This window comes from Polynucleobacter sp. JS-JIR-II-50, from assembly GCF_018687895.1.
Taxonomy (GTDB): Bacteria; Pseudomonadota; Gammaproteobacteria; order Burkholderiales; family Burkholderiaceae; genus Polynucleobacter.
In genome coordinates, this window is the sequence record NZ_CP061307.1 from 2,041,671 (window position 1) to 2,048,933 (window position 7,263).

Sequence of the window (7,263 nt, forward strand, 5' to 3'; positions counted from 1 at the left end):
GCAGAGTCAACTGGCCCCAGCTAGTAAGTTAGGCCTGCAATATAAGCGTAAAGCGGAATGCCCAAAATGATATTGAAGGGGAAGGTAATTCCCAATGACATTCCCATATATAAGGCGGGGTTTACTTCTGGAAGCGCATGCCTTAACACTGCTGGCACAGCAATATAAGAAGCGCTGGCAGCAAGCACCATCAATAGGACGGTATCGCCCAATGGCAAGCCCAATAGCTTGCAAAGTGCCAATGCAATAGAGGCATGAACCAAAGGAGCGCCGATTGCATAAAGCAAAGTAATGGGTGGCTTACCCTTTAATCCCTCAAAGTTCTTAGCCGCCATCAAACCCATGTCGAGCAAGAAGAAGGCCAGCATTCCCTTGAACAAATCGATTGAAAATGGGGCCATTATTTTTTGCCCACTATCGCCACTGACTAAGCCAACCAACATCGAGCCTAAAAGGAGTAGCTGCGCGCCATCAGTAAAGGATTCATGAAGAATCTTGGACATGCTTGTCGACTGTGTTGAATTCGTGGCTGATGTCCTCGCTTTATTCGCTAACAAGATTGCCAGAATGATTGCCGGTGACTCCATCAAAGCCATTGCAGCAGCCATGTGTCCGCCAAACGCAATGCCATATTGATCAAGCGCTTGTGTCGCAGTAATAAACGTAACGGCGCTAACCGAACCATAAGTAGCTGCAATGGCGGCTGCATCATAGTTATTGAGCTTGGTTCTTAAAACCATATATCCCATGAGAGGAATGATGATTGCCAAAAATACAGCGAGCCCAAGCGCCAAACCAATCTCAAGAGTAAATCCTGATTTATGAAGGGCAAAACCACCCTTTAAACCCAAAGCCATCAATAAGTAGAGCGATAAAAATCTAGCAATGGGCTGAGGAATTTCTAGATTGGATTTAACGGCACCAGCAAAAGCACCAAAGACGAAAAAGAGAATTGCTGGATCCAAGAAATTATTCATACCAACATCTTAGGTAATTTTAGAAGTTCTTGTATTAGCCACACAGCGCCTGAGGGCTATACAGGATCGATGTGCGTCATGACATTGAGCACCGGCAACTTTTTCTTGATTTGATTGCCCGCGTTTAAGGCAATGTCGTGCCCAACCTTGACAGTGGCATTGGCATCCACATCGATATGAACGTCTACCAAAATCATGTCGCCCATCTTGCGAGTTCGTAGATCATGAAAGCCTCTAACGCCCTCAGTAGATTTAATAATGTCCTCTATCTGACGATGCTCTTCCTCTGATACTGCCCTATCCATTAAGTCATGCAGGGCATCCCAACCAAACTTCCAACCCATTTTTGCCACCATTAAGCCAACTACTAAAGCACCAATAGCGTCAAAGATTGGGTGCCCAAATAAAGCACCAACAATACCAATAGAAACCACTAATGAAGAAGCGGCATCCGATCTAGCGTGCCAAGCATTAGCTACCAACATCGAAGATCGCACACGCTGCGCTACTGCCAACATGTATCTAAAAAGTAGCTCCTTTGCAACCAAAGAGGCCAATGCAACATATAAAGCTAGGATTTGGATTTGTCCAGCCGGCATTGGATTGACAATCTTTTCTCCGGCCTTAAAAAGCATGCCCGCACCAACAGCCAATAATGAAATTCCCAAAAATAGAGAGGCGGCGGTTTCATATCGTTGATGACCATAGCGGTGATCTTCATCTGCATCTTTGGCGCTATGATGATTAGCAAAGAGTACGACGAAGTCAGCGACCAAATCTGTCGCAGAGTGAATGCCATCCGCAATCAAGCCCTGTGAGCCAGACACAATGCCCGCAAACACCTGAGAAACTGTCAGGCCGATATTCACAACAACACTAACTAATGTGCTTTTCTTCGCAGCCTGTTGTTTAGCGGGCGTTTGTGATTCGTGATCTTCTATTTCTTTGTCCATTAACTGATACTAGCAAAGAAGGAGGGGTTTGAGCCTGTTTTAGCCCATGCATATACACAGGAGCAATCAAACCAGACTCAGGATGACCGATCCTTCATGGCCGCCCTAATGTCTTGATATATCTGTAAACCGGCAATTAAGATAAGCGAAAGGGATAAGGGCAATACTGAAATATAACCAACCCTTTTAAAGCTCACTGCACCAATAATTCCGCCCACTAAAAACATTCCAAAAATAAATAGGTGGGTTTTGAGTTTCTCTCTGTTGGCCTTGACATAGCCACTTACATTAGCTTCTGGTGACTTATTCCAATAGATCAACTTACCCAACTCAATACCTATATCAGTAATTACGCCCGTCATATGCGTGGTTCTTATTTCTGCTCTAGAGGCTTTTGTAACTATGGCATTTTGTAGGCCCATCACAAAACATAAAAGAAGGGCAATCGCCGGGACAGTTAAAGGCAAATAGATATTCAAGTTGGCTCCCACCAAACCAAACACCAGTAGCAGAATGGCCTCGACCAATAAGGGCAAAGCGAACTCACTATGAATTTTTCTTCTATGGCCCCAATTAACAAGAATGGCTGTGGTTGCTGCTCCAAATAGAAATGAGAACAAAAGTGAAATGCCGCCCAATACAGAAATAAAATTATTGAGGGCTAGGTCATCGCCAATCGCGGAAATGATGCCGCTCATATGAGAGGTATAACGAGCAATCGCCAGAAATCCACCGGCATTCACCGCGCCCGCCACAAATGCCATATAGGCACCTAACTGAACATTGGTCTTATGAGAGCGTTGAGCGCTAGTTAAAAGCTGAATGAACTTTATTGGCATTGAAGTTACATTCTAAGGCCCACGCCGATTCGCCAATCAATGGGGCGCCTCAAGTGAAAAAACCACCCGAAGGTGGTTTTGATCAGCTTGGTGGCGCGGCGTGGAGCCTAACCACCGATATAAGGCGCGAATTATTTAATACGTCAGTTCTGGGGCTTTAGTAATAACTCAGTGGCTCGGTTTTACCCCAAAAGATTTTGTAGGAATAAATCGTATATCCAATGATGGTTGGCAGCACAACTATAGCCCCCCAAAATATGACCCACAATGACTCCGTAGCTGAGGCCGCCTCCCAAATTGTCATTTTGTCTACAACGATATAAGGGAACATGCTGTAAGCGATTCCTAGGAATGCCAGGACAAAGATGGCTACGCTTAGAGCAAAAGGAACCCAAACGGGAGCAGGCTTATTCTTCAGCATTTTTAACAAGTTCAAATCGATAAAGATAAAGCAAGCCAAAGTCAGAACCGGGAAAGGCAGCAAGAAAAATACATTGGGGAGAGTAAACCATTTAGCCGCAATCTCTGAACTAAAAAATGGCGTCGCTACAGAAATGATCCCAACACCAAGCGCCGTTAATAAGAGGCATTTTCTTGCCCAGCCCACTGCCTTTAGTTGTAACTCGCCAGACGTCTTCATAATCAGCCAGCCAGCACCCAATAAGGCATACCCAGCAGGCAGGCAAAGCGCCACGATAAAAGAAAATATCCAGCCCAAGTATCCGGAGTCAAAACCAATCACCTCTCTACCAACCATGACGCCTTGAGATGCAGCGGCCAAGAAACTACCAAAAAAGAATAGAAAGTTCCAGACTGCCTTCTGGCTCAAATGTGCTTTTGCACGAAAGTCAAAAGATACGCCTCGTAAAATTAAACCGGCTAACATGATGCCCACAGGCAAATAGAGTTCCGTCAAAATAATTCCATGGGCCATTGGAAAGGCAATCAAGAGAACTCCGACTCCGAGTACTAACCAAGTTTCATTGGCATCCCAAAAAGGGCCGATTGATGAAATCATGATGTCTTTTTCTGACTCACTTGCCTGATTCAATAAGATGCCCACACCTAGGTCATATCCATCCAAGACAACGTAAGCAATCATTGCAATACCCATTGCTACCAAAAAGAAAAGGGGCAACCAACCAGATGGTTCATATAAGTTAGGAATCATTCTTATGCTCCTGCAATACCGTTAGTCAAGCCTGGTTTTTGCTCACCAATAATATGCACGGGGTGAGTTTGTCTTGCCAAATAAAAAACAACCCAGATGTAAGAAACAATCAGCCCTAAATAAAGTGCAAGATACATCACGAGTGTGCCCAAAACCATATTGGTAGGCACTTTAGTAACCGCATCAGCAGTCTTTAGCACCCCACTCACCAGGTAAGGCTGTCTGCCTATCTCTGTCACATACCAGCCGGCAACTACCCCGACCCAACCAGAAAATGTCATCACACTGAGCCCCTTTAAGAGCCAGGTTGGCAGTTCTGTATTTTTTCTTGTGAGATAAAACCCAACGAATGCCGTTAAGAGCATCAACATACCAACGCCAACCATGATGCGAAAGGCAAAGAAGATGGGGGCAACTGGTGGGGTTGCGCCAGGGAAAGCATCCAACCCCTTCACCTCACCCGCAAAGGAGTGTGTCAAATATAAAGATGCAAGCTTTGGAATGGCTATTTCGTATTTATTGGCTTTAATGGTTTCATCAGGTATAGCAAACAAAACGGCGGGGGCGCCTTTGGTTGTTTCCCAAATTCCCTCCATTGCCGCCACCTTTGCGGGTTGATACTCCAGCGTATTTAGGCCGTGTGAATCGCCAAGCACAATTTGTAGCGGGGCTAACACCGCCGCCATAGCCATTGCCAACTTGATCAGCGCTCGGTTGCCGGAAAGATTGATGCCCTTCAAATAACGATAAGAAGAAATACCCGCAATTAAGAACGTTACCGTCAAAAATGATGCCGTCATCATATGAAAGAGGCGATACGGCATGGAGGGATTAAAGACAATCTCAATCCAATTGGTTGCATGCGCTTGACCATTGATCATCTCAAACCCTTGTGGGGTTTGCATCCAAGAATCTAAAGCAATAATCCAAAATGCCGATAGCGATGTACCGAAGGCAACTAAAAATGTGGCGACAGTATGAGCTCTTTGGGAGACTCGTTTAGAGCCAAACAACATAATTCCTAAAAAAGTTGCCTCGAGGAAGAATGCAGACAAAACCTCATAGCCAAGCAAAGGCCCTGCGATATTGCCTACTGTTTGCATATATCCAGGCCAGTTGGTTCCAAACTGAAAGCTCATCGTAATGCCGCTAACAACACCAAGCGCAAAGGTTAATGCAAATATCTTGACCCAGAATTGATAAGCCTCACTCCATACTGAGTCACCTGTTTTATTGAATTTAACCTTGAAATAAAAAAGTACCCATCCCAAAGCAATCGATATCGTTGGGAAAAGAATATGAAAAGTCATATTCGAAGCAAATTGAATTCTGCTCAAAATAAGCGTATCAAGCATTTTGTTACCTCTTATTTTTAATGTACTTTTATTATGCTCTTTACCCCCCTGGCCTGCTGAAGCCGATTTACTTGGCTTACCTCAGCATCGTATGTCGTTTTAGTGTTTCTTGGTGGCACGGGGCAGAATCGACGAGGGCCCAGGATGTCTAATCCTAATCTTGATTGCCTTTGGCCACTGAACGCATGATTCTCAACAATTCAACATCATGGCTTGGAAGACCATCAAGCAGACCCACTAGATGTGGAACATCCCTAGCAATTTGATCGCCCCCATAAAACCTCAAGGCCCAATTGGGAAACAATCTTTGGTCAATCTCATCGAGCTCAATTCGATGAAGAACTTTATGGCGATAGTCTTTCTGAATTTTTTCCCAAATGAACAAAACATCTTTTCGCTTACCCTCAAGAATCTGGGCGAAATAGCCATTCTCGTAGAACAGAGCGCCCGTAAGCTCATGGTCTAAATTCCACTTTCGGGCAACATCAAATAGATGGACTAAGCTTGAAAGCCCCATGTCATGAGTTGCTTTGCTGATATAGCTCAGCTCTACCAATTGATTTGGATCGTCAGCACTCACTTATTCTCCCGGCATCTAAAAATAACTATGAAAACTAAAGTCAGTTTGTTCTTTTAGTCACCAAGCTTAAATGGGCAATAACCCTATCGACCGCAAATAAAAAACCACCTGAAGGTGGTTTTGGTGTTTCTTGGCGGCCCAGGGCAGAATCTACCAGGGTCGAAGATGTCTAATCCTTGTCGGCATATTGCATTTCACCATTGCCAAACGACCAATTTTCTTTGCTTACCTCAAGCAAGTTAATAAAAACATCTTGAGACCTGACTTTTAGCTTTTGCACTAAAGTCTCGCAAATGGCTTTATATAGTTTCTTTTTTATCTCGATAGACCTACCAAAACTTATGGTCGCTTGAATAAAAATAATGCTTTCTGAATATTCAATTCCTAAATAGCTTTTTGGAATATTTAATTCTGAAACGTCGTGTCTAGTAATAATCTGAAATTTATCGTCTTCAGGAACGTTGATTTGCTCTCGCATCACGTTATAGACAATGTCCCCGACTTGCTGAGCAAAGCTCTCAGAGTGTTTTTTACTTAAATCAATTCTGACTAATGGCATCGCTATTCTCCTTAGATCCATCTATCTTAAACAGATTCAATTCATTGCGCGGAAGCTTGAGTAGGGGCCAAAAAATCAGCCGAAGGTGGTTTAGTGATTCTTGTTGGCCCGGGGCCTAAGATGAACGACCGTAGACTTTTGCCGCTTAAGGCAATAAAAGTCACCGGGGAGAAAAATCGCTTATAGTTATTAAAACTATAAGGGGTACCATGAAGAAATTTCTTGCGCTAACGCTGTTTTGCTTACTGGTTGCTTGCTCACAAAAGCCTGACAACTTAACATTAAGTTGTTATGGTGCGGCCATTAAGACCGAAGCAAAGCAAGAGGTTGTTACGCCTCAGGTTACGCGAACTTATAAGTTCCAAAATTACAAGATTGATGATTATGATTGTGCTCAACAAGCTAACATTATCAGTTGTAACTTTATAAAAGAAGAAAACGGTACCAGACAGCGTAAACGCATCATTTACGATATAAGCACGCAGTCATTCGCAGAAATTGATGCTATTTGGGCTATTGGTGAAAAGATAAATACTAATGAACGCAATATAGCCAGAACAGAGTTTCTTGGTAGGTGCCAAAAGCCCCTCATAAACTAAACGGTCATTTTTTAAACGACATCTCGCGTCCAGGGGAATGCTGGAAGACTTGAGACCAATAGTGGCTAACCCACCAGATCAAATGAAAAAACCACCCGAAGGTGGTTTTGATCAGCTTGGTGGCGCGGCGTGGAGCCTAACCACCGATATAAGGCGCGAATTATTTAATACGTCAGTTCTGGGGCTTTAGTAATAACTCAGTGGCTCGGTTTTACCCCAAAAGATTTTGT

At 43.8% G+C, this 7,263-nt stretch carries 8 protein-coding genes; 1 reads left to right on the forward strand and 7 read right to left on the reverse strand.

The genetic code is table 11. The annotated features are described in order from the left end of the window. Nucleotides 1–20 precede the first annotated feature (20 nt). The 7 genes from FD963_RS10200 to FD963_RS10230 all read right to left on the reverse strand — a co-directional run bounded on the left by FD963_RS10200 (nucleotide 21) and on the right by FD963_RS10230 (nucleotide 6,434). A complete protein-coding gene (locus FD963_RS10200) occupies nucleotides 21–977 on the reverse strand; it encodes a sodium-dependent bicarbonate transport family permease (protein ID WP_215362400.1) in 957 nt (318 codons plus the stop codon). A 56-nt stretch (nucleotides 978–1,033) separates the two neighbouring features. Continuing rightward, nucleotides 1,034–1,930, reverse strand: a complete 897-nt coding sequence (locus tag FD963_RS10205; protein WP_215362401.1) for a cation diffusion facilitator family transporter — start codon at nucleotides 1,928–1,930, stop codon at nucleotides 1,034–1,036. Between the two features lie 77 nt (nucleotides 1,931–2,007). Further along, nucleotides 2,008–2,769 (reverse strand): YoaK family protein, encoded by a 762-nt coding sequence (locus FD963_RS10210; RefSeq protein ID WP_215362402.1) that lies wholly within the window; start codon nucleotides 2,767–2,769, stop codon nucleotides 2,008–2,010. Between the two features lie 157 nt (nucleotides 2,770–2,926). Then, nucleotides 2,927–3,940, reverse strand: a complete 1,014-nt coding sequence (cydB, locus tag FD963_RS10215; RefSeq protein WP_215362403.1) for a cytochrome d ubiquinol oxidase subunit II — start codon at nucleotides 3,938–3,940, stop codon at nucleotides 2,927–2,929. A 2-nt stretch (nucleotides 3,941–3,942) separates the two neighbouring features. Continuing rightward, on the reverse strand, nucleotides 3,943–5,295 hold the full coding sequence (locus FD963_RS10220; RefSeq protein WP_215362404.1) for a cytochrome ubiquinol oxidase subunit I: 1,353 nt from the start codon (nucleotides 5,293–5,295) through the stop codon (nucleotides 3,943–3,945). A 154-nt stretch (nucleotides 5,296–5,449) separates the two neighbouring features. Then, nucleotides 5,450–5,875 (reverse strand): BLUF domain-containing protein, encoded by a 426-nt coding sequence (locus FD963_RS10225; protein WP_215362405.1) that lies wholly within the window; start codon nucleotides 5,873–5,875, stop codon nucleotides 5,450–5,452. Nucleotides 5,876–6,044: 169 nt separating this feature from the next. Next, nucleotides 6,045–6,434: a tautomerase family protein gene (locus FD963_RS10230; RefSeq protein WP_215362406.1), complete on the reverse strand. Its 390-nt coding sequence runs from the start codon at nucleotides 6,432–6,434 to the stop codon at nucleotides 6,045–6,047. A gap of 209 nt (nucleotides 6,435–6,643) precedes the next feature. Here FD963_RS10230 and FD963_RS10235 point away from each other — a divergent pair, with 209 nt between their 5' ends. After that, nucleotides 6,644–7,033, forward strand: a complete 390-nt coding sequence (locus tag FD963_RS10235) for a hypothetical protein (RefSeq protein WP_215362407.1) — start codon at nucleotides 6,644–6,646, stop codon at nucleotides 7,031–7,033. Nucleotides 7,034–7,263 lie beyond the last annotated feature (230 nt).